Source organism: Prevotella sp. oral taxon 475 (assembly GCF_018127805.1).
GTDB lineage: Bacteria > Bacteroidota > Bacteroidia > Bacteroidales > Bacteroidaceae > Prevotella.
This window is the reverse complement of sequence record NZ_CP072334.1, coordinates 724,108-750,201: the sequence shown is the minus strand read 5'-3', so window position 1 is coordinate 750,201 and position 26,094 is coordinate 724,108. Positions and strand designations below refer to the sequence as shown.

The window sequence follows — 26,094 nt, the reverse complement described above, 5'->3', positions numbered from 1 at the left end:
GAAGTAAGGGGTGTTTCCCTTTCAAAATAATATATAATAATGAAACGAATAACGCTCGTTTTGGGGCTTTTCTTATTGGCGAGCCTTGCTGTTGTGGCGCAAATACGTGGTAAAGAAATTGTTGTGCAAGTGCAACCCAACCACGCCAATTGGAACTATCGGCTGGGAGAAGAGGCCATTTTCAATGTGGCAGTATTGAAAAACGGCTGTCCGTTGCCACAAGCAAAGGTGGATATCGAGGCTGGCCCCGTGATGTATGCCGATGTTAAACGCAGCGGCGTGGTGCTAAAAGACGGCACAACGACATGGAAGGGTACGATGAAAACGGCTGGTTTCTATCGCCTTAAAGTGTGGGCGCACGTGGGCGAGAAGACTTACGAGGGCCTTTGTACCGTGGGTTACGCCCCCAAAACGCTGCAACCCACCGACAATTGCCCAGCCGATTTCGACCAGTTTTGGGCCGATGCCTATGAGAAAGCAAGTTATTACCCGCTCGAAGCACATCGCCGACTGCTACCCGAACGCTGTACCGAGCGCGTGCAAGTTTACGAAGTGAGCTTTAACGGACTTAATCCCGGCAACCGAATTTACGGCATTCTCTGCATACCCACTGCCTACGAGGACAAGCGTCCTGCGTTACTTCGCGTTCCGGGAGCGGGCGTCAGACCCTACCAAGGCGACATAGAACAAGCCAATATTGGGGCGATTACCCTCGAAATAGGTGTGCATGGCATACCTGTAACGATGCCGCAGCAGGTGTACGACGATCTGCTGCACGGCGCATTGAACAGGTATTGGGAGACAAACCTCGACAATCGCGACCAAATGGCCTACAAACGCATCTTCATCGGCGCACTAAGGGCGGTGGATTATCTTACCCAACTGCCCGAATGGAACGGTCGAGAACTGGGCGTAACTGGTGCTAGCCAAGGCGGAGTGCTGTCGTTGGTGTGCGGTGCACTGCATCCTGCCGTTACGTTTGTGGGCGTGGTGCATCCCGCAATGTGCGACCTCACCGCCTCTCTTCAAGGCAAAGCCTGCGGATGGCCACATTATTTCTATGGTCAAAAGCAGCCCGACGCTAAGAAAGTGGCCACAAGTGGCTATTACGATGGCGTGAATTTCGCTCGCCGACTGACTATTCCCTGCTGGTTTTCGTTTGGATATAACGACGAGGTGGTGCCACCTAACAGCGCATACGCTGCCTATAACGTTACTCAGGGACTACGAACTCTGAAACTATATCCCGCCACGGGCCACTTCTGGTTTCAAGAACAATGGGAAGAATGGCGAGAGTGGCTGCGCAAACAGCTAAAAAAGCCTCACCCACAACCCCTCACAAAGGGGAAAGGGGAGTAAAATCTCCTGTGAGTTTTGTGAGAAATGTCATGATGGACAAATGAAAGTCGAGCCGAAGCATACGTATCTTCGCCACAATATGTCCTTATGTTCTTCTGTCAAAAGAACCTGTATTTCTGTCAAAACAGCCTGTGTTTCTGTCAAAAGAAGTCAAGCAAATATTTCTGTCTAAACAAAGAAACAAAACGCAATGAATAAAATACGATACTACATGATGGCACTACTTCTTGTTTGTGCCACAGCCGTTAAGGCGCAATCATTTGTTACGGTAAAGAACGGAAGGCTTTATCGCGACGGCAAACCCTACATTTTTATTGGGGCAAACTATTGGTATGGCGCCATTCTTGGCTCGAAAGGGAAGGGCGGAGACAGGCAAAGACTGAACCGCGAACTAGACGAAATGAAACGTTTGGGCATAACCAACCTGCGTATTTTGGTGGGTAGCGATGGCGAAGAAGGCATTAAGTGGAAGGTGTCGCCCGTGCTCCAACCATCCCCCAGTGCCTATAACGATGTCCTATTAGATGGGCTCGACTACCTGATGCAGCAGTTGCAACGCCGCGGAATGGTGGCCGTGTTATACCTGAACAACTCTTGGGAGTGGAGCGGAGGTTATGGATTCTACCTCGAACACGCAGGAGCAGGCAAGGCATTGCAGCCCAACGAGGTGGGTTATTCGGCCTATATCAAGTACGCCTCGCAGTTTTCAACCAACAAACAGGCGCAACAGCTGTTCTTCAATCACCTCTGTTTTATCCTCAAACGCACCAACCGCTACACCAAGAAACGCTATGCAGACGATCCCGCCATCATGTCGTGGCAGATTGGCAACGAGCCGCGCGCCTTCGATAAGGCCGTTCTGCCACAGTTCGAGGCATGGTTGGCCAAGGCCGCGGCTTTGATGAAGAGCATCGACAAGCGACATTTGGTTAGCGTTGGTTCGGAAGGCGCGTTCGGTTGCGAGGCCGATTACGACTCGTGGCAACGCATTTGCGCCGACCCAAACGTTGACTATTGCAACATACATATTTGGCCTTACAATTGGAGTTGGGCCAAAAAAGACTCGCTATCGCAAAACCTGCAACGCGCCAAAGACAACACCAAGGAGTATATAGACCGCCATTTGGCCATCTGTGCCAAGATAAACAAACCCCTAGTGATGGAAGAATTTGGCTATCCGCGCGATGGTTTCGCCTTCTCAAAGCAGTCGCCCACCACAGCCCGCGATGCTTATTACGGCTATGTTTTCTCGCTTTTGGCGGCCGATGCAGCCAAGGGCGGCTACTTTGCAGGCTGCAACTTCTGGGGTTGGGGCGGACAAGCGCAGCCCAAACACGAGCAATGGGAGCCTGGCGACGACTATACAGGCGACCCAGCACAAGAGGCACAGGGACTTAACTCGGTGTTCTCGTCAGATAAGTCTACCGTCAACGTGATAAAAGCGGGCATTGCCAAACTGCCAAAATACTGATAAACGATGAAACGATTATTAACCCTAGCCCTCGCGGCACTAACACTTCCAGCCATGTCGGCAAAGAAAGAACAACCCTTATACAAAAATTCCAAAGCCAGTGTGGCGCAACGCGTAGACGATCTTTTAGCGCGCATGACACTGGAAGAAAAGGTTGGGCAGATGAACCAGCTTGTGGGCATTGAGCATTTTAAGCAATATTCGACCTCGATGAGCGCCGAAGAACTGGCCACCAACACCGCCAACGCGTTCTATCCAGGCGTTACTGTGCAGGACATGGAAGAGTGGACGCGCCGCGGATGGGTGTCGTCGTTCCTCCATGTGCTCACGCTCGAAGAGGCCAACTACTTGCAAAAGCTCAACATGCAGAGCCGTTTGCAGATTCCTTTGCTCATTGGTATCGATGCCATTCACGGCAACGCCAAGTGTAAGGGCAACACCGTTTACCCCACAAACATCGGTTTGGCCTCGTCGTTTGATGTGGATATGGCCTATAAAATCGCCCGACAAACGGCCGAAGAGATGCGTGCCATGAACATGCACTGGAACTTCAACCCCAATGTTGAAGTGGCTCGCGATGGGCGTTGGGGTCGCTGTGGCGAGACATTTGGCGAAGACCCCTATCTGGTTACGCTCATGGGCGTGGCCACCAACAAGGGTTATCAGCGCAATTTGGATAATGCGCAAGACGTGTTGGGCTGCGTAAAGCACTTTGTGGGCGGCTCTTATGCCATCAATGGAACAAACGGCGCACCCTGCGACGTATCTGAACGCACCCTGCGCGAAGTGTTTTTCCCACCCTTTAAGGCTGCCATTCAGCAGGGCGGAGACTGGAATGTAATGATGTCGCACAACGAATTGAACGGCATTCCTTGCCACACCAACAGCTGGTTGATGACTGACGTGTTGCGAAAGGAATGGGGATTCAAGGGATTTGTTGTGAGCGACTGGATGGATATTGAGCATTGCGTTGACCAACATCGCACTGCCGCCAATAACAAAGAGGCTTTTTACCAAAGCATTATGGCCGGGATGGACATGCACATGCACGGTCCGGAGTGGCAAAAAGTCGTGGTTGAGCTGGTGCGCGAGGGCAGAATACCCGAAAGCAGGATAGACGAAAGCGTGCGCCGAATACTGACCGTGAAGTTCAGAATGGGGCTTTTCGAGCATCCTTACAGTGACGTGAAGACCCGCGACCGCGTTATCAACGACCCCGAACACAAGCGAACGGCCCTAGACGCATCGCGAAACAGCATCGTTTTGCTGAAAAACGCCAACAGCTTGTTACCTCTCGATGCGCAAAAGTATAAAAAGGTGCTGGTAACGGGCATCAATGCCAACGACCAAAACATTATGGGCGATTGGAGCGAACCACAACCTGAGGAGCAAGTGTGGACCGTTTTGCGCGGGTTAAAAAGCGTTGCGCCCACCACCGACTTTTGTTTCGTGGACCAAGGATGGGACCCGCGCAACATGTCGCAAGCCCAAGTGGATGCCGCTGTGCAAGCAGCCAAGGATTGCGACCTCAACATTGTGTGTTGCGGAGAATACATGATGCGGTTTCGTTGGAACGAACGCACGTCGGGCGAAGATACCGATCGCGATAACCTAGACCTTGTTGGGCTGCAAGAACAGCTGATACGTCGACTGAACGAGACGGGCAAACCCACGGTCGTTGTTATCATCAGTGGCCGTCCGCTCAGTGTTCGTTATGCGGCCGAACATGCTCCTGCCATCGTCAACGCATGGGAACCAGGGCAGTATGGCGGGCAAGCCATTGCCGAAATACTATACGGCAAGGTGAACCCATCAGCCAAATTGGCCATGACCATGCCGCGCCATGTAGGGCAAATATCCACGTGGTACAACCATAAACGTTCGGCATTCTTCCATCCTGCCGTGTGTACCGACAACACGCCGCTATATCCCTTCGGGCATGGTTTAAGTTATACCACATTCCGTTACACCAACTTACAGCTTAGTCAGTCTAGCATTCCCAACGATGGCAAGACGCCCATAACGGCTAGCGTAACGATTGAAAACACGGGCCAACGCGATGGCGTGGAGATTTGTCAGCTGTATATTAATGATGTGGTGGCATCTGTGGCCCGACCCGTAAAAGAGTTAAAAGACTTCCGTCGTGTAGCGTTGAAGGCGGGAGAAAAGAAAACCATCGCGTTCACCATCACGCCCGACAAGCTCGCTTTCTACGACTTGAACATGAAACCAATCGTAGAACCTGGCGCGTTTGAAGTGCTGGTGGGCGGAAGTAGCCGCGACGAAGACCTGCAAAAAGCCACTTTCAATGTTCAATGATATGAAAAAAATAATCCTCGCTATGGTCATAGCAATGTTCGCTTTTACTGCAAATGCAAAGCAAAAGGCAAAAAATACGCCTGCACAAAGCCTCATCGAACGCCTTCAAACGCTACAAAAGCGCGGCGTAATGTTCGGTCATCAAGATGCCCTTTTCTACGGAACGACGTGGAAATGGGAGTTTGGACGAAGTGACGTTAACGACGTTTGTGGCGATTATCCTGCCGTTCTAGGTTGCGAATTGGGCGGACTAGAATTGGGAAACGACAAAAATCTGGATGGTGTTCCCTTTGATAAGATGCGCCAACAGATTATTGCCCACCATCAACAAGGCGGTATCGTAACCATCAGTTGGCATCCTTACAACCCCGTTACGGGCAAAGATGCCTGGAACACGGAGGGAGATGCCGTTACGGCTGTGTTGCCTGGCGGTAAAGAATCGGCCAAAATGCAACTTTGGCACCAGCGTTTGGCCGACTTCATGGCATCGCTTAAAGACGATAAAGGCCGTGCCGTGCCCGTTATTTTCCGTCCGTGGCACGAGATGAGCGGTGCTTGGTTTTGGTGGGGAAGCAAGCAATGCACGCCCGAACAATACAAGGCACTGTTCCGTCTTACGTTCAACGCCATGATGCAAGCAGGCTTGCGCAACCTAGTTTGGAGCTATTCGCCCAACGCACAGGCCAACGACACGCCCGAACACTATTTTCTCTTTTACCCCGGAGATAGCTATGTGGATGTGCTCGGCATTGATTTGTATCAGTATAACGGCAGTGCGGTCTTCATCGAGCAATGCCAGAACGAGATGCGCATCATGTCGGAGTATGCCAAAAGCCACAATAAGCTGTACGCATTAACAGAGGCTGGCTACCGAAACACGCCCGATGCACAATGGTACAGCTCAACCTTGGTGCCCGCCATCAAGGGATTTGCCCCCAGTTACGTGCTGCTTTGGCGCAACGCATGGGATAAAGCGGAAGAGAACTTCGGCCCTGCACCCGACAAAACCTGCGCGGATGATTTCAGGAAGATACACAAGGAGGGCGTGTTCCTTTTCCGTAGCAAACTGAAAAGCGAACCAAACAAGTCGTGTTGGATGGTATCAAAGAAACGTAAGAAATAAGTTTCTGAGTTTTTAAGTTGATAAGTGTGAAGGCTTTATTCTGCTTTTAAAGGAGATAAAGAGGAGGAAAAATTCGCAAGCCAACTAACTCACCAACTCATAAACTTAAAGACTTAGAAACTTAAAAACTTAACACCTCATAAACCCATAACCTCACCCACTCATAACCTCATAACCTCACAAAGATGTCAACATTCAATTCAAAACTCAATGCACTTCGCCTACGCCACGAGGCATTGCTCACCACGCCTAACCGCATATTGGAAAACGGCAACGGCATTTACGAACGCTACGCGAACCCTATACTCACTGCCGAACACACGCCTTTGGAGTGGCGTTACGACCTAGACGAACGCACCAACCCCCACTTGATGCAACGCATCATGATGAATGCCACGCTCAATGCAGGCGCAATGAAGTGGGGCGACAAGTATCTGCTAGTGGTTCGTGTTGAAGGGGCCGACCGAAAAAGCTTCTTCGCCGTGGCCGAAAGCCCTAATGGCGTAGACAATTTCCGCTTTTGGGACGAGCCGATAACCATGCCCGAAACCGACAATCCCGCAACAAACATCTACGACATGCGCCTTACCCAGCACGAGGATGGCTATATCTACGGTGTGTTTTGTGCCGAACGCCACGACGACAGCAAGCCCAACGACCTCTCGGCAGCAACGGCCACGGCCGGAATAGCACGCACCCGCGACCTGAAAACGTGGGAACGGCTGCCCGATCTCAAAACGCGGAGTCAGCAACGCAACGTCGTTCTGCACCCCGAATTCGTTGATGGCAAGTACGCTTTCTACACCCGTCCGCAAGACGGCTTTATCGATACGGGTTCGGGAGGTGGCATTGGCTGGGCATTAGTCGACGATATAACCCACGCCGAGGTACACGAAGAAACCATTATCAACCCTCGCCACTACCACACCATCATGGAAATGAAGAACGGCGAAGGGCCTCATCCCATCAAAACGCCACAAGGCTGGTTGCATTTGGCACACGGCGTGAGGGGCTGCGCTAGCGGATTGCGCTACGTTCTCTATATGTACATGACCGCCTTAGACGACCCCACGCGGATGATTGCTCAGCCTGGCGGCTACCTTTTGGTGCCCCAAGGTGGCGAATATGTGGGCGATGTGATGAACGTTGTTTTCTCTAACGGATGGATTGCCGATGAAGATGGGCGCGTGTTTATCTATTATGCCTCGTCGGATACACGCATGCATGTGGCCACTTCGACCGTAGAGCGACTGGTAGACTATTGCTTGCACACGCCGCAAGACGGACTAACCACCGCTGCTAGTGTTGAAACCATCAAGAAACTCATTGCCAAAAACCACGCATTATGAAGATAGGGCTTAGCGAAAAGATAGGTTACGGACTGGGCGACATGTCGTCGTCGATGTTTTGGAAACTCTTCGGAGCCTATCTGATGATATTCTACACCGACGTGTTTGGCATCTCTGCCGCCATCGTTGGTACCATGTTCGCCATCACTCGCGTATGGGATTCGTTCTTCGATCCCATCGTTGGAGCCGTGGCCGACCGCACTTCGTCGCGCTGGGGACGCTTCCGTCCGTACCTGCTCTATCTGGCTGTGCCCTTCGGAGCTATCGGTGTGCTAACGTTTCTTACCCCACCGATGGACGAAACGGGAAAAATCGTCTACGCTTTCGTAACCTACGGACTGATGATGATGGTGTATTCGGCCATCAATGTGCCATACGCCTCGCTGCTAGGCGTGATGAGTCCCGACCCTGCACACCGCAACACGCTGGCCACTTACCGCATGACCTTCGCCTATCTTGGCTCGTTCGTAGCCTTGTTGCTCTTTATGCCGTTGGTAAACGCTTTCGGTGGAGGCGACCCCAAAGGTCCAATGCGTGGCTGGCTCACCGCTCCACAGTTCGGTTGGCTTATGGCCGTGGTGGTTATTGCCGTAGTGTGCGTGGTGCTTTTCCTTGGTTGTTTCGCCCTCACGAAAGAGCGCGTAAAACCCGTGAAGCAAGAGAAAAACTCGCTCAAGACAGACCTTCGCGACCTGTTGCACAATCGTCCGTGGTGGATTTTGCTGGGTGCGGGCGTGGCATCGCTTGTGTTCAACTCCATTCGCGATGGCGCAACGGTCTACTATTTCAAGTATTACATCGACGAAACGGCCGTGGGCAACATCTCGTTCCTTGGTCTGCCCTTCGTGCTTAGTGGTCTTTACCTCGCCGTTGGACAAGCCGCCAACATCGTAGGCGTTATACTTGCCGCCCCAATAAGCAACCGAATAGGCAAACGTCACACCTTTATGGCAGCCATGGCAGTAGCAACAGTGCTCAGCATAGGCTTCTTTTGGCTCGATAAAGGTCAGCTCGCGCTCATCTTTATCTTGCAAGCACTCATCAGTGTTTGCGCAGGCAGCATCTTCCCCTTGCTGTGGAGCATGTATGCCGACTGTACCGATTACAGCGAATTGCAAACAGGCAACCGCGCAACTGGGCTTATCTTCTCGTCGTCTTCAATGAGTCAGAAGTTCGGTTGGGCCTTCGGCACGGCCGTAACAGGTTGGATGCTCGCCCAATTTGGTTTCCAAGCCAATGCCGTTCAGTCGGCCGAAACCATCCAAGGCATCAAGATGTTCCTCTCGTTCTTGCCTGCCGCAGGGGCCTTCCTCTCGTTGGCATTCATCTATTTCTACCCTCTTTCGGAAGCGAAGATGAAGCAAATAACTGCCGAACTACAAGAAAAAAGGAAGTAATTATGGACAAACTGAAGAACGAGTTGCACGACGAACTCACCCAAAACATCATGCCTTTTTGGCTCAATAGGATGATAGACCATCGTCATGGCGGTTTTCTTGGGCGGATAGACGGCCATGGCAATCCCCTACCCGATGCCGAAAAGGGAGCCGTACTCAATGCGCGCATATTGTGGGCGTTTGCTGCTGCCTACCGCGTTTTGGGTAAACCCGAATACTTGGAGGCTGCAACCAGGGCCAAAGATTATTTCGTGGCCCACTTCATCGACCCGCAAGAGGGTGGCGTTTTTTGGAGTTTGGATGCCCAAGGGCGTCCGCTCGACACCAAAAAGCAAACCTACGCCATTGGCTTTGCCATCTACGGATTGAGCGAATATGCACGAGCCACGGGCGACGAAGCGGCCTTACAGCAGGCCAAAGGCCTCTATGCCGACATCGAACGGCATGCCTTCGACCGCGAAAACAATGGCTACGTTGAGGCCCTAACGCGCAACTGGCAGCCCATTGCCGACATGCGACTGAGCGATAAGGACGAGAACGGGTCGCGAACGATGAACACGCACCTGCACATTCTCGAACCATACACCAATCTTTACCGCGTGTGGCGCACGCCCCAGTTGGCCGAACGCATCGCCAACCTTATCGACATCTTCCTCACGCGCTTGCTTAATCCACAGACAAACCACCTCGACCTCTTCTTCGACGACCGTTGGCAGGGCCGTCGCAACATACAAAGCTTTGGTCACGACATCGAGGCGGTGTGGTTGTTACACGAGGCTGCGTTGGAGTTGAACGACCCCAACGTGCTACAAAGGGTTGAGCATGCCATCAAAGCCATTGCCAAAGCGGCCGACGAGGGTTTGCAAGCGGATGGCTCGATGGTGTACGAACGATGGACGGACACTGGCAAAGTGGACACTCAACGTCAATGGTGGGTGATGTGCGAGTGTGTTATTGGACACATAGACCTTTATCAACACTTCGGCGACACTGCTGCCCTCGACATCGCGCGCCGCTGTTGGCAATATACTAGCGAACATATTGTAGACCATGAGCAAGGCGAATGGTTCTGGGGATGCGACGAAAACGCACGCCCAAACCTTGTAGACGATAAGGCCGGCTTTTGGAAATGCCCCTATCATAATGCAAGAATGTGTTTGGAGGTGATAGAAAGAAGAATGAAAGGAGGAGAGTAGTAAATAGTAAGGGTAGAAGAAGCAGGTAGTCATCTCTTAGCTTTTGAAGTGCAAAAGCTAAGAGATTGCACTCCAATATCTAAGCTTTTGCAAGGCAATATCTTAGCTTTTGGAGAGTAAGGTAACAAAGAGTAAAAATCAAGAGTCTTCGTCCCTTTCACCTAATGGTTTCTACAGCTTCTTCGTTCCCCCCTTCCTTCTTTACGCTGTCTCTCCCCTGGTCCTCACTCACCGACCGTTCGCTTCCCTTTTCCTCCTTACTACTTACTCCCTTTACTCCTTAAAAAAAAATTATGGACACTTACGTACTACACGAAATAACCCCGTTGATGGAGACCGATGCCCTCTACATCGCAGACAGGCATAAGAAAGAGTTCTCTTATCCCGTGCACAACCACGACGTTTTCGAATTAAATTTCGTTGAAAACGCTGCGGGGGTGAAACGAACGGTGGGCGATAATAGCGAAGTGATTGGCGATTTCGACCTCGTGCTCATCACCAGTCCCACGCTAGAACACGTTTGGGAGCAGCACGAATGCAAGAGCGAAGACATCCGCGAGATAACCATTCAGTTTAATTTCGGGGCTGGAATGGCCGAAACCGACCAGTTCTTTGGCAAAACACCCTTCGAAAGCATACGCCGAATGATGAAAGAAGCGCAGAAGGGATTAGCCTTTCCCATGGCCACCATCATGAAAGTGTATGGCAAACTGGACGAGATGAGCCGCATAACCGACCGCTTTCAGGCCCTGATACAGTTTCTCGACATACTGCACACGCTGTCGCTTAGCACTGGTGTGCGCACGTTGGCCACCACCAGTTACGCCAAAGTGAACATCGAAGACGATAGTAGACGGGTACTTCGCGTAAAGAAATACATCTCGGATAACTACATGTACGAACTCCGACTCAAAACTCTGGCCGACCTTGCCAACATGAGCGAGAGTGCCTTCTGCCGCTTTTTCAAGCTACACACAGGCCGCAGGCTTAGCGATTACATCATCGACATACGCATGGGATATGCCGCACGCATGCTGATAGACACCACCGAGACCATCGCCGAGATAAGCTTTAAGTGCGGATATAACAATATGAGCAACTTCAATCGTATCTTCAAACGAAAGAAAGGCTGCTCACCAACGGAATACAGACACAACTACCGAAAGACGAAAGTGATTATCTAACATCTCTACCCCTTGTCTTTCTACATTTCTACAGATGAGTAACAACGGCACGGTAGGGAACAGTCGCATCCTTTTTACCTTTTTTCTTTCGCCCCGAATAGATAAAATAAGCCCGGAGAAGTGGTGCGTCCACTCTCCGGGCTTTGTTCTTAGAGTTCAGCATCGCTCTCTGAGAGCTCTGCTGAAGCGGTCTTCGTTTAGAACTTGTAAACCAAACCTACGCTGAAAACACCCTGGTTGTAACCACTGACAACCTGATATTTCAGTTCGGCATTCAAATAGAGGTCTTCTGTCAGAAGATAGTCCATACCTCCACCGGCATTGAAACCGAACTTACCATCAGACGTACTCAACTCTGCTCTCAACGGACCCGTTTGCACAATCTGCGTGCCTTTTACATGCACATAACCGATTCCGGCCAAGGGATATACCGTGAACTTCTCGCCGATGGGGAACAGATAATGAGCATTGGCGTTGATGTCCCAGAACTCCAGTCCGTGCTTTTTGAAATAATAGTTGAAGTTAGCTTCACCACGAATATGATCGGTGAAATCGTAACGGCCCTTAATGCCCAAGCCCAAATTCTCTACTTCTGTGCCATAAAGGGTGTGCACGCCAATCGATACCTGTGCGGAAGCAAACGCACTAAACATGGCTAATAATGCCACAAAGAAAATTTTCTTCATACTTATGATTAAAATTAAATGAATATTACCCATCGCCCGTGAAGAATCAGGCTAAATGGAAAGAATTAAAATCTATTCTCTTCTCTTGTCTTTACGCGTTGAATTTGGCGCAAAGGTAAATAAAAAATATAAAACACACCCGCTTTCCGAAGAAAAGATGAAAGTCTGGTAGCCAACTCTCAATGATCAACCATCATTTGGCAGTTCGAAAAGATTGTGTTACCTTTGCCGCCGTGAAACGCAAGTGTGTTACATATAGCAATGTACAAGGCACCATGCCAGTGCAGAAAAGTTTCCGCTTTTCTGCGTTTTTGTACCCGATTATTTGGTCAATCCAAATAATCTGCTAACACACACCATATGCGCACCTATTGGTAGCGTAATACTTTTTCACCTTTTTCTACGCGCGCGCAAAGTGAGTGCATCCCTTATTAGCAAAGGGCTCTTCGGAGTTCCCTTTGTGCAATTATTTATATTTTACCAATACATAATTATGTAATCATTTATTCGATAATTTATAATAGTAACACAATGAAACAATTTCTACTTACATTTATTTTTCTAATCATTCCGTTTGCCTGCTTTAGCGAAGAGTGGACAGATCCAGAAACAGGTATAAAATATCAGGTAACGAAAATAGATGAAACAAACAAGTATGTAAGCTTATATAATGGTGTATTACCATCTCCAGCACCGCAAGTTATAAAAATTCCGGATTTCTATAATGGCTATAAAGTGACGGAACTTTATATAAACCTTTACGGGTTTTCTGGTGTTAAGAAGGTAATACTTCCCAAATATTTGAAGGAAATACCTGATTACAACATATTTCATGCCGCATATGATGTAGAGGAAATCGTTTGGAATACAGAATTGGAAACGATAGGGCAACAGTCATGTGATTATGTGGTTAAACAGCGAGAGGTGGATTTATCAAATACAAAGGTAACTTTCATCGGCCTTATGGCCTTTTTTGCATATAATGTAGGAGCGAATGATCCTCAACTGAATAGTTTTAAACTCTCTCCTTGTATTAAAGAGCTTGACGATATGGTATGGGGCGGCAAGAACCCCATTAAAACACTTACTCTGCCTGCCAGCTTAGAGAGGATTACCCAATATACTTTCCAGCGCATGGAAAAATTGGAAGAACTTATTTTTGAAAGTCCAACGCCAGCTGCAATTGTTAAAGGACATTCTATGTATTCGCAATCCCCAACAGGAGACCAACTTTTTGAAGGATGTCCAAATCTGAAAGTAGTGCATGTTCCTGTAGAATCGTCAGTAGCTTACAAGGCCGCAATGTGTTGGGAAAAGACTAAAAATCTATATTATGAGAAGCTCACTATCGGCACCACCGGCTACACCACCTACTACTTAGAGAATGAGAACTTCCTCGTGCCCGCGGGCTGCACTGCCTACATCATCACCGGCGTCACGCCCAGCAGTAGCATTACAGCTCCAGACCAAGCCCAGGTGAAAGCGTTCACCGCAGGCAAAATTATCCCCAAGCAGACGGGATTTATCCTGCAAGGGCCAGCTAACAGTACATTGCTTTATCAGGCAGCCGTAGCAGGCACAGAGGAAGACGTGACCGGCAACTTGCTTGTAGGTACCGCCATCGAACGGGAGTTCTCTTCGGCCGGCGATAAATATTACGTGTTGGCCAACGGCAACGAGGGTATCGGCTTTTACAAGCAGGGTACGCGCAAAGGAACCTCCATCAAGTTGAAAGCTCACCGTGCGGGTCTGCGTTTGGCCGAAGCTATTGCGCCTGCTAAAGGATTTACTATCGACTTCGAGGCCGCCCGCAAAGAGGCTGAGACGACTGGTATCCAAACTGTCAAGCCTACAACACCTGCGAAAGAAGACGTCGTCTATGACCTCCAGGGTCGCCGCATGACAAATCCCGGCCGTGGTATCTACATCGTCAACGGCAAGAAAGTAGTGAGGGAGTAAGGAGAAAAAGTATTAAGTAATAAGTAGTAAACAATGAAACAAAGATATATCACCCCGCAGATTAAGGTTATCCAACTCTTGACCGACGACAATATCGCCCAATTTGTTGTGAGTTCGCACTCCGTAGGCGAGAATGAAGGACTGGCCAAGCCCGGTCATTTCGACGAAGAAGAGTTCGACGAGGAGGAACAACAACAGGGATTCTTTCCTCTTGGGATTTGATTGTGGAGAATGAACGATTAACCGTTGAGCAGTGGTCATTGAGAATGGACTCTAAAATGACGAGATGAACAGGGTGTAACAAAGGAAAGACGTCCTATTGAAGTGCGAAAGGTGTCCTATTGCGGAGCGAGAGGACACCCTTTAGCTTGCAATCTCTTAGCTTTTGGCATGCAATAGGACACCTTTCGCACTTCAATAGGACGTCTTTCACCGTGCAAAAGCTAAGAGATGGGAATTGGTTTTGTAAAGGCCCTGTCCGTCAGTACGTTGCAAAGACGAATGATCAACTTGAAAACCCATCGTCGTTTCGGGGATATGAATAAAAAAAAGTGCAAGGATATGTCCTTGCACCTCTGAAGTTGCGGAGACACGACTCGAACGTGTGACCTCCAGGTTATGAGCCTGGCGAGCTACCAACTGCTCCACTCCGCGATGTGATGGCTTGTCTTTCAAGCCCGATTTGCGGTTGCAAAGGTATGGGTTTTTCTTGGTTTGTGCAAATTTTGGGCGCAATATTTTTCTTTTTCGTTCATTTTAGGGTCTGTTTGAAGGGGTGTTTCGATCTCTTTTTGTGCGTATGGTATGGTGCGATTGAAAAGATCGGCCATCCCCATTTGCAACAATATATCACAGAGAATTTGCATAACCCGAAGAAAAAGGATAAATTTGCGCAGTTGCACAATGGTGTGCAATGACAATCAAAGAAGAGGAGAAAAGACATGTCTATCTCGAAAACCAGACAGAAACTCGTGGATGTGGCTCGGCAATTGTTTGCCCGCAACGGCGTGGCCAATACTACGATGAATGATATAGCCCTTGCTTCGGGCAAGGGAAGACGCACGCTCTATACCTATTTCAACCGTAAGGAGGATGTGTATTATGCCGTGATAGAGGCCGAACTGGAACGTCTCTCCGACCGATTGGACGAGGTGGCGGCTAAGAAAATTAGTCCGCAAGATAAGATTATCGAACTGATCTATACCCATCTGAGTATGATTAAGGAGACGGTGGTGCGCAATGGAAACCTCCGTGCTGAGTTTTTTCGCAATATTTGGACGGTGGAGAAGATGCGCAAGAATTTCGATGAAGATGAAATCGAACTTTTTCGTAAGGTGTATGCCGAGGGTAAGGCCGACGGAGAGTTCGATATCGATAACGTAGAACTCGTGGCCGACATTACACATTATTGTATTAAGGGACTTGAGGTGCCGTTCATCTACGGGCGATTGGGGCACGGTCTGACCGAGGAAGCCAGCAAACCGTTGGTGGCAAAGGTGGTGTATGGTGCGCTGGGCAAGCGTATCAATAAATCCTGAACACAGCATGGCGTAGACATTCGTTTGGGTATATCAAAGTAAGTTCGTACCTTTGCGAGGCTGAAAGACGTAGAAAAATCGAAATCAAATCATCGTTTGTAAAGGCTTTACATAGATAGAGTCAAGCAGATGGTGTTTGATGGAAAATGAAATGAATATAAAAGATGTGATGGAGACAGAGGTATTGAAGAAGAAAATAAGCAAGGCTGGGGAGTGGATGCGAATGAAAGGTTCGCCTATTATCGACTTGTCTTTGCTGACAGAGCAGGAAAGAAGATCGTTGATGAAAGCGGTCTTGAAATGAGATATTATCTTGATACCAACATTTTGTACTTTATGCTGGTTCGGGACACCAACAGCATATCTGCAGATGTTCAGAATCTTATCGACGATCCTTATCATATTTTGTATACAAGTACGGTAGCTGTTCACGAACTGATACACATCTTTCAGATTGGAAGGGTTCGTATTGGCCGACATAGTCCTATAACTGATGCATGCAAGATCTTGTCCTGGTTGGAAGATGTGGGTGTTGTCATTCGTGAAACCACACCAAAGCATTTGTTGGAATATTCGAATCTGCCGATTCAGGGCGACCATCGCGACCCAAACGACCGGTTGATTATTGCGCAAGCCATTGCAGACAGGGTGCCTCTTATTAGTTCTGATCGTAAGTTCTCGCGTTACAGAGGTCACGGACTCAACTTCGTTTTCAACGAGAGATGAGAAAACGCTCGAAAAGAGGACGATGATGGCGACAGAAATGGCGATGAACGGTTTTTAAGAAAAGGCGATCTCTGATGTTAAAAGACGGTGAATCGCCGACTGAGGAAAAGAAAGATCAATCAAATAAAATCAAAAAGAATATGGGATTATTATCTGGTAAAACGGCACTCATCACGGGTGCAGCCCGCGGTATCGGCAAAGCCATCGCGTTGAAGTTTGCACAAGAAGGTGCCAACATTGCCTTCACCGATCTCGTGATCGATGAAAACGGGAAGGCCACCGAGGCCGAAATTGCCGCGCTCGGCGTGAAAGCCAAGGGCTATGCGAGCAATGCAGCCGACTTTGCACAAAGCGAAGAGGTGGTTAAACGGGTGAAAGAAGACTTCGGAGCTGTGGACATCCTGGTGAACAATGCCGGAATCACCAAAGACGGACTGATGCTTCGCATGACCGAAACACAGTGGGATGCGGTTATCGGAGTGAATCTGAAGAGCGCGTTCAATTTCATTCATGCCTGCGTACCGGTGATGATGCGCCAGCGTGGCGGTTCGATCATCAACATGGCCTCAGTGGTGGGCGTTCATGGCAATGCTGGTCAGGCCAATTATGCCGCTTCAAAGGCGGGAATGATAGCCCTGGCCAAGTCGGTTGCACAAGAGATGGGACCGAAAGGCATCCGTGCCAACGCCATCGCACCGGGCTTTATCGACACGGCTATGACGCAGGAACTCTCTGAAGAAGTGCGCAACGAGTGGATGAAACAAATCCCCTTGCGTCGCGGCGGAACGGTGGAAGATGTGGCCAACTGCGCCCTCTATCTCGCTTCCGACCTCTCGAGCTACGTCAGCGGTCAGGTCATCCAGGTAGACGGCGGAATGAATATGTAATTTCAGACGAAAGATAAAGGGATGGGGGATGAATGTTCGTGTGCCCTTTTGCATGAAAAGGCAAGGCACATCGACATTCATCCTCCATCCTTTCTCGAGAAAACCTTCAAGAAAAGGAAATGCAGGTCATCTACGAAGACAATCACATCATCGTCGTTGCCAAGCGCAGCGGAGAGATTGTACAGGGCGACAAGAGCGGCGACCGTCCGCTCACGGAAGACGTGAAAGCCTATCTCAAGGAGAAATATGCCAAGCCCGGACTGGTGTTCTTGGGTGTCGTGCATCGCCTCGACCGGCCCGTGTCGGGGCTTGTGGTCTTCGCCCGAACGTCGAAAGCCCTATCGCGACTCAACGAGATGTTCCGCAACGGCAGCATCCACAAAACTTACTGGGCCTTGGTGCAGACTCCGCCGCCGGCAGAGGAGGGCGAACTCATCCACTGGCTCACGCGCAACGAGCGGCAGAACAAAAGTTATGCCTACCGGAACGAGGTGCCCGGCTCGAAGAAAGCCGTGTTGCGCTATCGCGTCATCGGGCAAACCGACCGATACACTCTCCTCGAAATCCAGCTCCTCACCGGCAGACACCATCAGATACGTTGTCAGCTCGCGGCCATGGGTTGCCCCATTCGCGGCGACTTGAAATACGGTGCGCCCCGCAGTACCCCTGATGGCAGCATCTCGCTGTTGGCGCGCAGAATCGAGTTTGTTCATCCCGTATCGAAAGAAATCATCCGTTTGGAGGCTCCTCTACCCGAAGACAGCCTCTGGCAGGCCTTGAAATAGCTTCCCCCCAGGGGGAAATGCAGAACCGGCGATGGATTGGGCTTTCCCTCAGGGGAGAAACGAAAAACGGGCAACAGATTGAGCTTCCCCCGGAGGAGAAACGCAGAACAGGCAACAGAATGAGCTTTCCCTCCGGGGGGAAACGCAAAACCGGCAACAGATTGAGCTTTCTACCAGGGGAGAAACGAAAAAATTGATATGACGAAAGAAAAACAAAGCACCACAAAACTACGGATGCCCGCCGAATGGGAAGAACAGAGTGGCGTGCAACTCACCTGGCCGCATGCCGCCACCGATTGGGCTCCACATTTAGAAGAGATAACGACTGTGTTCATCCGGCTGGCTCAGGAAATAGCGCAGCGCGAACTGCTGCTGATTGTAGCTCCCGATACAGAGGCGGTGAAGGCCACGCTGGCCTCGCATCTCAGACCAGAGGAACTGGCCAACATCCGCTTTCATCGCTGCGACACCGATGACACCTGGGCAAGAGATCATGGCCCCATTTGCTTGACAGGCGATGAGGTTTGCGGAGAAACGAAAGAAGCGACACTACTCGACTTCCGCTTCAACGGTTGGGGCGAGAAGTTTGCCGCCCAGAAAGACAACGCCATCACGCAAAGTCTGTATGCCGCCGGAAGGCTTTGCGGGCGGCTCGAACGGCACGACTCCTTTGTACTCGAGGGCGGATCGATCGAAAGCGATGGGCGGGGAACCATCTTCACGACCTCACAGTGTCTTTTGGCTCCGCATCGCAATCAGCCGCTCACTCGGCAACAAATCGACGAAAAGCTCCGAACGGCTTTGCGGGCCGACCGAATCGTTTGGCTCGACCACGGCTCCTTGATGGGCGACGACACCGACGGACACATCGACACCATCGTTCGCACGGCTCCCAACGACACCCTGCTCTACGTCCGTTGCGCCGACCGCGAGGACGAACAATACGCTGATTTCGTCGCCCTCGAGCGACAGCTGCAAACTCTTCGCACCACCGACGGACGGCCCTATCGCCTCTTGCCTCTGCCTATGCCGCATGCCATCCGTGAAGCGAACGAACGGCTCCCGGCCACTTATGCCAATTTTTTAGTGGTGAACGGAGCGGTGCTCTGTCCCACCTACGGGCAGGAGGCGACCGACCGCGAAGCCCTGCGCACCATCGGCCAAGCCTATCCTGATAGGCAGGTGGTGGGTATTGACGCACGCGCTGTCATTCTTCAGCACGGTTCGCTTCATTGCCTGACGATGCAGTTCCCTCAAGGCATATTAAAATAAGGAACAACAGTTTTGAAAAAGAAGAACAACATGACGAAAGAAACAGAAAAGACGCTGAAGGTGGGAATCATTCAGCAACACAACTCAGCCGAGAAAGCCGACAATATGAGTCGACTGGCCGAGGGAATTCGGCAGTTGGTTGCCCAGGGAGCACAGCTCATCGTGCTACAAGAATTGCACAACTCGTTGTACTTTTGCCAGACGGAAGATGTCGATACGTTCGGCTTGGCCGAATCGATTCCAGGTCCGTCAACCGATTTCTTCGGTCGTCTGGCTCGCGAACTGGGCGTGGTCATTGTTGCCTCGCTCTTCGAGCAGCGTGCCCCGGGCCTCTGTCATAACACCGCTGTGGTGTTGGAGCGCGACGGCAGCATCGCCGGCAAGTATCGCAAGATGCACATCCCGGACGATCCGGCCTATTACGAAAAGTTCTACTTCACACCCGGCGATCTGGGTTTCCAGCCTATCGATACGAGTGTGGGTCGACTCGGAGTGTTGGTGTGTTGGGATCAGTGGTTTCCCGAGGCAGCCCGACTCATGTCCCTTCGCGGGGCTCAGCTCCTCATCTATCCCACCGCCATCGGCTATGCCGCCTCCGATGCGCCCGACGAGCAGCAACGGCAGCGCGAGGCTTGGACGTTAGTACAACGTGGGCATGCCGTGGCCAATGGGCTACCCGTCGTGGCGGTGAATCGTGTCGGGCACGAGTCCGACCCCTCTGCGCAGACGCCCGGCATCCAGTTTTGGGGCAGTTCGTTCGTGGCCGGCGCACAGGGCGAACTACTCTTTCGAGCTCCCGAAAGCGAGGAGTGTCGCAGCGTAGTATCCCTTGATCTGACCCGTAGCGAGCACGTTCGCCGTTGGTGGCCCTTCCTGCGCGACCGCCGTATCGATGCCTACGAGGGACTGACTCGCCGATTCATCGACGACTGAAAAGAAACATTTCTCAGAGAAAGAAGAAGAGAAAAGGTTCCATGCATACTATGTGCATGGAACCTTTTTTATCTTTTGGGCAGTAGAGCCATCGACAGAAAGGAAAATCCTCCGCAGGCCAGCACCATTAAGAAGAAGGCGGGATAACCCAACGCCATTTGTAGCGCGCCCGAGAACATCGACGGCAGTACGAACGAAGCGGTCATAAGAGCCGTGCAGAGCAGGTGATGAGTGGTCTGGTGCGGCCCCCTACTGTAGTGGATGAGCTGGAGCAGATAGGCTGTGGTGCCGAAGGCACAGCCGAACTGATGGACAAAGATGCAAAGCGTGATGGGCAATAGACCGCCGGGTTGCGTCAGAGCCAGGTAGAGATAGAGCAGATGGGGGAGGTTGGTAGCGGCAGTCATCGGCCAGAGCCAGCGGCGCAGACCGTCGCGATTGACGACGATGCCACCCGCAAGACTGCCTAAGCTCAGAGCCACGACGGCCACGGTTCCCTGCACCCAACCGAATTCCTGAGGCGAGAGGCCCAGTCCACCGTTGTGTTCGGCATCGACCAAGAAGAGCATTGACACCTTCGAGAGTAGAGCCTCGGGCAGTAGGAAGGCTACGATGAAGAAGAGTGTAGCCACCACCCTGCGTCGCTCGTACTTTGTGACGAACGAGTGAAGTCGCCGCCGCATCTCGTGCCAGAGGTCAGAGAGGTCGGCCGGCAGATCGCCGCTCCAGTCGTATCGCCCCTCGTCTGCTCGGGCATGGGGAAGAATGGCGCGATGCCAGAGCCAAAGGGCGATGAAGAGTCCGGCGGCAGCGTAGAACACTAAACTCCACGACAGACTGATGCTGTTGCGATAGAGGAGTTGCAGATTGCCGGCCACCATCACCAGGAAGCCTTGGGCAAAGATGATCGAGAAGCGATAGAAGGCACTTCGGATGCCGGTGAAGTGTTGTTGGGCATCGTCGTCAAGGGAGACAGAATAGAACGAGTCGACGGCCGTGTCGTAGATGGCTCCCGAAAAGGCCAACAGTAGGAAAAAGCAAATCGTGCCTTGCAGCCAATAGGCTGTGGGAATGGTGAAAGCCACGCCGCCGAAGGCAGCCCCGACGAGCAGTTGCATGGCCACCACCCACCAGCGTCTACTTTTGGTGAGCTCGATGAGCGGGGCCCAAAGGGGACGCAACACCTGGGGCAGAAAAAACCAGGCGGTGTAGAGAGTGATCTCGGCGTTGGTCAGTCCAAGCTGCTTGTAGAGCAACATCGAGAGGGTGGTGGCGGCCACCTGCGCCGGTCCGGTTCCGAGATAGAGGGTAGGAACCCATTTCCAAGGAGATTTCGTCATTGCGTGCTTTGAGGGGGTTGGGGGCTGTTGTGAATGAATGATTGAGCCGTCCAACTGGTTAAAAGCTCTATTTTGCTCGGTTCTGTCCACCCCATAGGGCGGGAAGCGTAGAATGCCTGTTTGATGGCTTTAATAGAGCCGTTTGAGCTCTGCTCCGGGATAATAATGCGTTAGGATAGCATCGTAGGTGTATCCCCGCTCGCCCATCACGGCGGCCCCGATTTGGCAAAGACCTACGCCGTGACCCCATCCTGCGCCCGTGAGGGTGAATCGCTGCGGAATGCCCTCGGCGTCGGGCTCTTCAGACGTTACGATGAAGGCCGAACTGTAAAGATGACTCTCGCTCAGGGCGCGGCGAATCTCGAGTTCCTTGCCCACGATGAGCGTGCGGTGGGTACCGATGATTTTGAGTCGGGAGATCCGACCGCTCTTGCCACGCTCGAGGGGGATGAGGTTTCTGATGGATCCGAAGTCAAGGTCGAGTTTGCGGTGCAGGAGCTCGGAGAGTTCGGCCTGGGTATAGGATACGCGCCAACGGTAGAAGTCGTGCGTGGTTTGGTCGAAGTCGTTGAGCACCTGTGAGAGAATGCGGGCGTCGTGCGTGTTGCAGAATGCCTCGGGAGAACTCCTTATCCAGGCCTCGCTGGCCGCCTCGCGGGTGAGATCGATATCCACCCTGGCATCGGGCGCGTCGCGCAAGGCCTTGAGGTAGGGTTTGTCCAGGTCTTCCCAGCAGTAGCGATATTCTTCCACCATTCCGCCACAACATTTGCTGAATCGCGCGTCGCAAATCTCTCCGCCGCCCGTGAGCACCTCTCCACCGGTAGCGCGAACGGCCTCGGCCACTTCTCTGCGACTGGCTTTGGTGATGCCCTGGTAGCGTTGGCAGTGGTCGTCGGCACAGACGTCGAAGAGCGTGTGGTCTTCACGGTCGTACCATCTGATCCGCTCGTCCTCGCTTTCCTGGCAGGTGCAGGCTTGTCGGGTCTTGCCCCGATTCTCCATCTGCGAGAGTAGCCAACTGCGCGAAATCACGGCGTGCGCTTTGAGTAGTTCGAGGCTCGAGGTGGCGCTCATCTCGCTCGAGATAACGCTTGTGAGATAGTCCTCTACCGAGAGGTGGTTGATGGCGTAGATCTTCCCGTCGGCCACGGCGAGCCGCAACTTCCCGATGAAGGTCTGTGTTTGCTGCTGCTCCCAATGGAAGTTCACGCCAATGGTGACGTTGTGCAACGAGAACGAGGCGCGCGGGTCGGTGGGGACGAACGAGAGCTCTGCATAGGAATGCCCGTTCCAAAGGATGAGTCCGTCTTTCAGTTCGACGTGTTGTTGGCCTGTGATGGATGGCTCCTGTGCGCCGTCGTCGGTGCGCAAGAGACGATAGTCGGCGTGAAGCTCGAAGTTCACTTCTTGTCCGCTCAAGATGCCCACCGACACCTGCGGTGTGTGACTGTAGTCAAGACGTAGTCGCAATTCGGATGAGGCCGAGGCGTCGCGTTCGCCAGAAGAACAAAGTTGTTCTTTCACTTTGTTAAAGTCTTGGAGCTGCATGCCTACCTCGTGATAGAGAGCCGCAACCCGTTCGGGTGTGAGTCGGCGGAAATCCTCCTGGCGTGGCGTGATGAGGAGTCCGCCCATGTCGAGTGCACCGGGACTCACGAGGAATTGCTCTTCGCCTTGAGCCGAGTAGCAGTCGGGCCGATGCTTTTCGCGAGGAATGACCACTGAGAGAAAGTCTTCACCCTCGCGCCAAGCCAGGATGTTGAGCATAGGTTCAGGCTCACCCTCGCGCTGCGGCAAAACCTCATAAAGGCGGTTGAAGAGTCGCGCATCGGTTAGTGCACTGCGACTTCTGATGGCAAATGCCGGAACGACGAACGTCGTGATGGCCGACAGTTCGCCGTCGTCAAAGCATAGCAACGTCTTCCGTCGCTCGTACAACCGGGCCCAATCTCGTTGCAGAGGTAGTAGACCTGATGTTCCGGCCTGAAAGTGAAGATGGTCGGGAGCCGACGCGCCGCACTTGGGCCCATTGTAGAAAGCCAGGAGATGCGGATAGTGCGATAGCAACTCGTGCAGCAATCCGTAGTGCTGACGGATGAGTTGCGGTTGATGTCGTTTGGCCGGGAGGGTGAAATGCTGGGGAAGGATGGGAAAGGGATTGACGAGCAGGCAGAAGTCATTGTTCAGAGGTAGCTGTGTCTGCACCTGCGGTCGATTCTCGGCGCATAGGAAGCAAGGGCGTTTTTGCAATGCCTCGCGGTCGATCTTCGCCCCCGTCGACACCATGCGTGCCGGGTTGAATTGTAGACTCAGCTGCAACCCGTCGACATCCATTTCTCGCACCTGCACCCGACTGAGGTCTTCAAATCGCTGCCGTGCATCTTGCCAAACGGACAGTTCGTTCTCGAAAAACGTCTGCAATCTCTGTATGTTCTCTTCTGTGTGTTGCGTTCTTTCTGTCATGTCAAAAGTATGTGTGGAAATGATTACCTTGCAAACTTACGAAAAATATTCGGCTTACCGCCCATCTCGCAGCACCGAAATTCGTACTGCTGCTCGCTCTCTATAGGTGGCTTCCTCCCTCCTGCCTTCTCTTTCCTCTCCTCATATTTGCTCATTTCAAAAGATTGTGCTACCTTTGCCGCCGTGTTTTAGGTCATATCGTAAAGGATATATATGATATAATGTGTAGCGTGCATCTCCATACAGGTATAACAGCGGGGCAGAAAAGGGCGAACTTTTCTGCATCTTTTAACGCCGATTGTTTGGTAGTGTCGCAGGAATTCGCTACCTTACACACACACACACACACACACACACACACACACACACACACACACACACACAATGTTCGCACCTATTGCAGTGTAACACTTTTTAGCCTTCTCTTACGCGCGCGCGAAGCGAGCGCAACCCCTATAGGCAAAGGGCTCTTCGGAGTTCCCTTTGCTTCTCTTTTCGTGCCCGCTGTTCGTGGTAGCGAAAGGAGAAATTACACCGATTTTTTCACCCTTTAAATATTAGAGATTTATGAAACAGACTCTTACTTTTTTACTTTTGCTCGCGGCACTGCTCGTGCCCGGCAACGCATCGGCGCAGACTCACAGCGTCGTTTCCGAGGGACTCACCCTCCTATTTACCGTCAGTGGCACTGAGGCCACCATCATCAGTACGCCGAATAAGGTGTCTAATCCACGAAAGAGTGGTAGTTACGATTTGACCAACGGCGGCGTTGTCAACATCCCGGCAACAGTGACTGTTGGCTCAAACACTTACACTGTCACTAAAATAAGACAGTCAGCATTTTCCGGTTGCGGCATCTCCTCGCTCACTTTGCCCTCCACCCTGAAAGAGATCGGAGACAATGCCTTCAATGCCAACACTTCCGACATTTCCTTCGACAACTTAGTGATCCCTGCCAGTGTACAAAAAATAGGAGCGGATGCTTTTATGAATCATCGGATTAAGCATTTGTCTTTCGAGGCGGGCTCTCAACTTTCTTTTTTAGGCGCAAAAGCCTTTAGAACCTACCGCCCCGCATCGGAATCATGGAGTTCTACTTTTACACCGTCTTCTCAATACAACATTGAGTATTACGACCTTTCCAATACGCAATTAAAGGCAGCCTCTTTTCAAAAGAATGGTTCATTGCCCGGTCAACAATTCTTTATGTATCTCCTATTGCAAGGGCGGATCCTCATCTATCTCCCTGCTACTTTCGATGTCTATCCCTGTGGCAAACTAAACAAGAATGGACAGGATGGTGGAAGTATAGATCAAACCGCAGACGAAACCAACATCGTGCGTGCCGATGGTTATTGCGACAGCCTGCTTATTAGCGACGATATGTCGTTCCGCGCTCCCCGCGCCTTTACAGCCAAGAAAGCAACATATAACCGCACCTTCAGCAATGTGGCAGGCAAAGCGGTGAGCACGCTCTATTTACCTTATCCCACGGACCTACCCACAGGTATGCAAGCCTACACCTTGACACAAAAGGGGATCGACGAAAACGGCGATAAAGCCTTCTTTTTCTCGTCCGTACCGCAGGGAACGCGCCTCTCAGCCAACAAACCCTATCTCGTGCGCATCACCGACGGACAGAATCACACCCTGCCTGTGATGCAGAACGTGCAAGTGCCCGTAACACCGGATATTGAAACATCTGCTTTGGTGGCCTCTTCTGACAATGATTGGAAGTTCTACGGCACGACTGAATTTATGGGCAATACCGCTGCTTATGCCAAGAAGGCCTACTATCTCAATGGCAACAAGTGGTGGGCGGTGCAGAACGGTGTGACCAACGACTATATCGCGCCCTTCCGCTGTTTTATCTCCAGTCCCAACGGCACCACGCCGGCCAAGAGTTTCCTTATGGTGTTAGACGATGACCATACCACCACCGACATCCACCAGCTCGAGAACGAGACGGAGCAAGATGTGAAAAGCGGCCGTCATACGTTCTATTCTATCGACGGTAAGCGCATGGGCACCAATTATGATGCCCTCGAGCGTGGCCAGATGTACGTCGTGAATGGCAAGAAATTCTATAAATTTTAATCTTTAG

General features: G+C 51.4%; 21 protein-coding genes and 1 tRNA gene. 18 read left to right on the top strand and 4 right to left on the bottom strand.

What is annotated here, in order from left to right; genetic code table 11:
• The first annotated feature begins 39 nt into the window (after positions 1 to 39).
• The 8 genes from J5A66_RS02875 to J5A66_RS02840 all read left to right on the top strand — a co-directional run bounded on the left by J5A66_RS02875 (position 40) and on the right by J5A66_RS02840 (position 11,398).
• Positions 40 to 1,359, top strand: coding sequence for an acetylxylan esterase (locus J5A66_RS02875; RefSeq protein WP_211790954.1), 1,320 nt, complete (start codon positions 40 to 42; stop codon positions 1,357 to 1,359).
• Positions 1,360 to 1,549: 190 nt separating this feature from the next.
• Positions 1,550 to 2,830: a cellulase family glycosylhydrolase gene (locus tag J5A66_RS02870; protein WP_211790953.1), complete on the top strand. Its 1,281-nt coding sequence runs from the start codon at positions 1,550 to 1,552 to the stop codon at positions 2,828 to 2,830.
• A gap of 6 nt (positions 2,831 to 2,836) precedes the next feature.
• Positions 2,837 to 5,149: a glycoside hydrolase family 3 N-terminal domain-containing protein gene (locus J5A66_RS02865; RefSeq protein WP_211790952.1), complete on the top strand. Its 2,313-nt coding sequence runs from the start codon at positions 2,837 to 2,839 to the stop codon at positions 5,147 to 5,149.
• A 1-nt stretch (position 5,150) separates the two neighbouring features.
• Complete coding sequence (locus J5A66_RS02860) at positions 5,151 to 6,272, top strand: glycoside hydrolase family 26 protein (RefSeq protein ID WP_249110012.1); 1,122 nt, start codon at positions 5,151 to 5,153, stop codon at positions 6,270 to 6,272.
• 185 nt (positions 6,273 to 6,457) lie between these two features.
• A complete protein-coding gene (locus J5A66_RS02855; RefSeq protein WP_211790950.1) occupies positions 6,458 to 7,621 on the top strand; it encodes a glycosidase in 1,164 nt (387 codons plus the stop codon).
• Complete coding sequence (locus J5A66_RS02850) at positions 7,618 to 9,018, top strand: MFS transporter (RefSeq protein ID WP_211790949.1); 1,401 nt, start codon at positions 7,618 to 7,620, stop codon at positions 9,016 to 9,018. Before J5A66_RS02855 ends, J5A66_RS02850 begins: the two co-directional genes overlap by 4 nt.
• A 2-nt stretch (positions 9,019 to 9,020) precedes the next feature.
• Positions 9,021 to 10,214, top strand: a complete 1,194-nt coding sequence (locus J5A66_RS02845) for an AGE family epimerase/isomerase (RefSeq protein WP_211790948.1) — start codon at positions 9,021 to 9,023, stop codon at positions 10,212 to 10,214.
• A 293-nt stretch (positions 10,215 to 10,507) separates the two neighbouring features.
• Complete coding sequence (locus J5A66_RS02840) at positions 10,508 to 11,398, top strand: AraC family transcriptional regulator (protein WP_211790947.1); 891 nt, start codon at positions 10,508 to 10,510, stop codon at positions 11,396 to 11,398.
• A 197-nt stretch (positions 11,399 to 11,595) separates the two neighbouring features.
• Here the strand turns inward: J5A66_RS02840 and J5A66_RS02835 are convergent, their stop codons facing one another.
• On the bottom strand, positions 11,596 to 12,084 hold the full coding sequence (locus J5A66_RS02835) for an outer membrane protein (RefSeq protein ID WP_211790946.1): 489 nt from the start codon (positions 12,082 to 12,084) through the stop codon (positions 11,596 to 11,598).
• Positions 12,085 to 12,615: 531 nt separating this feature from the next.
• On the opposite strand from J5A66_RS02835, the gene J5A66_RS02830 reads away from it, so the two are divergent.
• Positions 12,616 to 14,043, top strand: coding sequence for a leucine-rich repeat protein (locus J5A66_RS02830; RefSeq protein ID WP_249110011.1), 1,428 nt, complete (start codon positions 12,616 to 12,618; stop codon positions 14,041 to 14,043).
• Positions 14,044 to 14,076: 33 nt separating this feature from the next.
• Positions 14,077 to 14,265 carry a hypothetical protein gene (locus J5A66_RS02825; protein ID WP_211790945.1) on the top strand — a complete coding sequence of 63 codons (189 nt, stop codon included), beginning with the start codon at positions 14,077 to 14,079 and terminating at the stop codon, positions 14,263 to 14,265.
• Positions 14,266 to 14,624: 359 nt separating this feature from the next.
• On the opposite strand, the gene J5A66_RS02820 is transcribed toward J5A66_RS02825, so the two are convergent.
• Positions 14,625 to 14,697: transfer RNA gene (locus J5A66_RS02820), tRNA-Met, on the bottom strand.
• A gap of 287 nt (positions 14,698 to 14,984) precedes the next feature.
• On the opposite strand from J5A66_RS02820, the gene J5A66_RS02815 reads away from it, so the two are divergent.
• From J5A66_RS02815 to J5A66_RS02785, 7 genes are all read left to right on the top strand, one after another.
• Entirely contained in the window at positions 14,985 to 15,581 is a 597-nt protein-coding gene (locus J5A66_RS02815; protein ID WP_211790944.1) for a TetR/AcrR family transcriptional regulator, read from the top strand.
• A 151-nt stretch (positions 15,582 to 15,732) separates the two neighbouring features.
• A complete protein-coding gene (locus J5A66_RS02810) occupies positions 15,733 to 15,885 on the top strand; it encodes a hypothetical protein (RefSeq protein WP_211790943.1) in 153 nt (50 codons plus the stop codon).
• Positions 15,882 to 16,307 (top strand): type II toxin-antitoxin system VapC family toxin, encoded by a 426-nt coding sequence (locus J5A66_RS02805; protein ID WP_211790942.1) that lies wholly within the window; start codon positions 15,882 to 15,884, stop codon positions 16,305 to 16,307. Before J5A66_RS02810 ends, J5A66_RS02805 begins: the two co-directional genes overlap by 4 nt.
• A 140-nt stretch (positions 16,308 to 16,447) precedes the next feature.
• The gene (fabG, locus tag J5A66_RS02800; protein WP_211790941.1) at positions 16,448 to 17,194 is read left to right on the top strand and encodes a 3-oxoacyl-[acyl-carrier-protein] reductase; all 747 of its coding nucleotides are present in this window, start codon (positions 16,448 to 16,450) and stop codon (positions 17,192 to 17,194) included.
• A 119-nt stretch (positions 17,195 to 17,313) separates the two neighbouring features.
• Positions 17,314 to 17,979 (top strand): RluA family pseudouridine synthase, encoded by a 666-nt coding sequence (locus J5A66_RS02795; RefSeq protein ID WP_211790940.1) that lies wholly within the window; start codon positions 17,314 to 17,316, stop codon positions 17,977 to 17,979.
• 198 nt (positions 17,980 to 18,177) lie between these two features.
• Positions 18,178 to 19,251 carry an agmatine deiminase family protein gene (locus J5A66_RS02790; RefSeq protein ID WP_211790939.1) on the top strand — a complete coding sequence of 358 codons (1,074 nt, stop codon included), beginning with the start codon at positions 18,178 to 18,180 and terminating at the stop codon, positions 19,249 to 19,251.
• Between the two features lie 30 nt (positions 19,252 to 19,281).
• Positions 19,282 to 20,184, top strand: coding sequence for a carbon-nitrogen hydrolase (locus J5A66_RS02785; RefSeq protein WP_211790938.1), 903 nt, complete (start codon positions 19,282 to 19,284; stop codon positions 20,182 to 20,184).
• A 68-nt stretch (positions 20,185 to 20,252) separates the two neighbouring features.
• On the opposite strand, the gene J5A66_RS02780 is transcribed toward J5A66_RS02785, so the two are convergent.
• Together J5A66_RS02780 and J5A66_RS02775 are read right to left on the bottom strand one after the other, a co-directional pair.
• The gene (locus J5A66_RS02780) at positions 20,253 to 21,524 is read right to left on the bottom strand and encodes an MFS transporter (RefSeq protein ID WP_211790937.1); all 1,272 of its coding nucleotides are present in this window, start codon (positions 21,522 to 21,524) and stop codon (positions 20,253 to 20,255) included.
• A gap of 129 nt (positions 21,525 to 21,653) precedes the next feature.
• A complete protein-coding gene (locus J5A66_RS02775; RefSeq protein ID WP_211790936.1) occupies positions 21,654 to 23,990 on the bottom strand; it encodes a DUF4922 domain-containing protein in 2,337 nt (778 codons plus the stop codon).
• Between the two features lie 567 nt (positions 23,991 to 24,557).
• Here J5A66_RS02775 and J5A66_RS02770 point away from each other — a divergent pair.
• Positions 24,558 to 26,087: a leucine-rich repeat domain-containing protein gene (locus J5A66_RS02770; RefSeq protein ID WP_211790935.1), complete on the top strand. Its 1,530-nt coding sequence runs from the start codon at positions 24,558 to 24,560 to the stop codon at positions 26,085 to 26,087.
• The last annotated feature ends 7 nt before the right edge of the window (positions 26,088 to 26,094 follow it).